Origin of the sequence: Candidatus Accumulibacter vicinus, from assembly GCF_000584955.1 — a bacterium.
GTDB lineage: Bacteria > Pseudomonadota > Gammaproteobacteria > Burkholderiales > Rhodocyclaceae > Accumulibacter > Accumulibacter vicinus.
The window spans coordinates 7229-9629 of record NZ_JDSS02000039.1 but is presented as its reverse complement, the minus strand read 5'-3'; the positions used below and the strand labels follow the sequence as shown (position 1 = coordinate 9629).

At 61.1% G+C, this 2401-nt stretch carries 5 protein-coding genes; all 5 read left to right on the top strand.

Annotation, left to right across the window (positions count from 1 at the left end):
- Nucleotides 1-248, top strand: a 248-nt coding sequence (locus tag CAPSK01_RS23770) for a hypothetical protein (protein WP_273703971.1), incomplete at its 5' end; no start/stop codon positions are given.
- A gap of 42 nt (nt 249-290) precedes the next feature.
- Nucleotides 291-866, top strand: coding sequence for a hypothetical protein (locus tag CAPSK01_RS17360; protein ID WP_273703970.1), 576 nt, complete (start codon nt 291-293; stop codon nt 864-866).
- Nucleotides 863-1063, top strand: coding sequence for a hypothetical protein (locus tag CAPSK01_RS17355; protein WP_034929662.1), 201 nt, complete (start codon nt 863-865; stop codon nt 1061-1063). The genes CAPSK01_RS17360 and CAPSK01_RS17355 overlap by 4 nt, the downstream gene beginning before the upstream one ends.
- Complete coding sequence (locus CAPSK01_RS17350) at nt 1060-1710, top strand: hypothetical protein (protein WP_034929659.1); 651 nt, start codon at nt 1060-1062, stop codon at nt 1708-1710. The genes CAPSK01_RS17355 and CAPSK01_RS17350 overlap by 4 nt, the downstream gene beginning before the upstream one ends.
- Nucleotides 1711-1807: 97 nt before the next feature.
- On the top strand, nt 1808-2299 hold the full coding sequence (locus tag CAPSK01_RS23765) for a DUF1441 family protein (RefSeq protein ID WP_273703969.1): 492 nt from the start codon (nt 1808-1810) through the stop codon (nt 2297-2299).
- Nucleotides 2300-2401 lie beyond the last annotated feature (102 nt).

The window sequence follows — 2401 nt, the reverse complement described above, 5'->3', positions numbered from 1 at the left end:
CTGTGCGCTGGGCCGGGCATTTCCTGCGGCGGCTAGGGCTGTCGCTGACAATGACCGGCAAGCGCGGCCAGCGAGGGAAGCAACATCGCTGTTACCGCATCGCACCCGGTGAGACGTGGGATAGCGCGCATCGGCGGATGGTTGCCCCCGGTTGGGTGCGGATGAGCGCCATCATGCACCGGCGGTTGGTAGGCAGTTGCGCCCCTATGTCTTTTGAATTTAAGCCGGAAGTGGCGACCGCCGCGTAGGCCGTAAAGCGTCTTAATTTTGTTACTTTTGGAGGTAGGCCAATGAACCCCCTTGAATTAACCGCAAAAGACGTAGCGCCTGCGTTCCCCGGCGCGCCGCGCAAGAACATCGAAACCCACTTGCCGGTGGTTTTGAACGCGCTGGCGGATGCGCAACTGACCTCGGCGCGCCTGGTGGCCTATGCCCTGGGCACGATTGCGGCGGAAACGGCGGCCTTTGCGCCGGTCACGGAGGGGATTAGCCGGTTCAATACCGCGCAACAGCCGTTTGATTTGTACGAGGGGCGCGAAGACCTGGGCAATGTCCACCCGGGCGACGGCGCGAAGTTTCCAGGTCGGGGATTTGTGCAATTGACCGGGCGCGACAATTACCGCCGTTATGGCGAGCGCATCGGCGTTGACCTGACGGCTCATCCTGAGCGGGCGAACGATCCGCAAATTGCCGCACAGTTGTTGGCGTTGTTCATCGCGGATCGGGCGGAGGCGATAGAAAAGGCGCTGAAGGCGGCAGATTTTGCCAGGGCGCGGCGCTTGGTCAACGGCGGGCGTCATGGCCTGGAGCGGTTCACGACCGCCTATAACGTGATTTTTGGAGTGCTGCGGAGGGCAGGCGCATGAATCTCAATTTCCAACTCGGCGAAGCGTCAACGAAGCGCGGCTTGGCCCTGGTCTCCGCCTCCATCCTAGCGATTGTCCAGATGGCCCCGACGGCGGGCAGCGTCACTGCCCTGTTGGCGCGCCCTGAGTTCTGGCTGTCTGCGGGCGGGCTGATTTCTGGGCTGATTGGCATGTTCGTCTCGGATGTGCCGCCGTGATAACCGTGGATGTGCGCGGCCTGGACGCTGTTCGTGCGGCGTTGCTGGGGTTGGAGCGGCAGCTGCCGTTCATCCTCAGCAGGGCTATCAATACCGCCGCGTTCGCCGCTCGTAAGGCGGAGCAACAGGAGATGGGTCGTGTGTTCCATACGCCCGCGCCGTGGCTGACTCGACAAGTGCGGGTCACGATGGCGACAAAGGAAAACCTGACCGCAACCGTGCAGTTCGATACGCCCAAGGCTCAGGCCATTGTGTCGCCGCATGTAGTGAGCGGCGCGCGCGGCCTGAAGCCTTACGAGCGGGTGTTGATGAGCATGGGCGTATTGCCTGCGGGGATGCGGGCTGTGCCCGCTGACGGCATCAGGGGCGCGAATGGCGACCCGTCTAAGTCCACGGTTAACCGCATCATTCAGGGTCTGCGGGCGGGCAAGGGGAGCGGGTATTTCGTGATTCGTCGCGCCGGGAGGCGATTAGCCCCTGGCATTTGGCTCAAGACAAAGAGTGGAAAGGTCAGGCCGCAGTTTCTGTTTGTGAAGCAGGCAACGTATCGGAGTCGGTTTGATTTTACTGGAGTTGGCGAAGCGGAGGCGCGGCAACGGCTTGTGTCTGCGGTCGAGGCTGAAATTGTCAGGGCGTTGCGGGGCTAACCGTGAAAGGTACTCCCTGAAAAAACATTGCCCACGGGTATCCGAACGCCCGGCTTAACAGACTTTTTCCCCTTTCCATGCAAACACATAGCCCACCATGCCCGCCCCTAACGTCACCCCCATAGACGACCTGCTCTGGACAGCCACCCGCTACAGCGACGTGCTGCAAATAGACCGGCGCGTAGTGGCTCAGGCCCTGGAAACCGCACCCTCGCAAGAGCGCAATGGTGTTCGGGTCTGGCATGTCCGCGCTGCCTTTACCGCGATTGCGGATCGGATCGGCGGCGCGGCCAAAAAGCTGAACCCCGACGACATGGAGCCGAAGGATCAGCTCGATCACTGGAAGGCCGCCAATGAAAAACTCAAGTTTGCTGAGAACATCGGAAAAGTCGTTCCCGCCGCCCACATCGAGCGCACCCTTGGCGCGGCCTTCAAGGCCCTCGCGCAAACTCTCGACAGCCTCCCCGACGCCTTGGAACGCGATTGCGGACTCCCCCCCCTGGCCGTGACCGCCGTGCAACAGGCCGTAGACGGAGCCAGAAACCAACTCTATGACGCGCTGATGGGCGCATTGGACGCCAAAACATGAACATGCACGACCAGATTATTGATTTAGTCAACAAAAGGAACCATGTCTCATTTGCCGAATTGCACCGGGATGTTGAGGGTTTTGCGGGGGACATGGAGATAA

What these genes read in the sequence shown, in the direction of transcription:
- CAPSK01_RS17360 (WP_273703970.1), top strand. Translation starts at nt 291, where the DNA reads ATGAACCCCCTTGAATTAACCGCAAAAGACGTAGCGCCTGCGTTCCCC.
- CAPSK01_RS23765 (WP_273703969.1), top strand. Translation starts at nt 1,808, where the DNA reads ATGCCCGCCCCTAACGTCACCCCCATAGACGACCTGCTCTGGACAGCC.
- CAPSK01_RS17355 (WP_034929662.1), top strand. Translation starts at nt 863, where the DNA reads ATGAATCTCAATTTCCAACTCGGCGAAGCGTCAACGAAGCGCGGCTTG.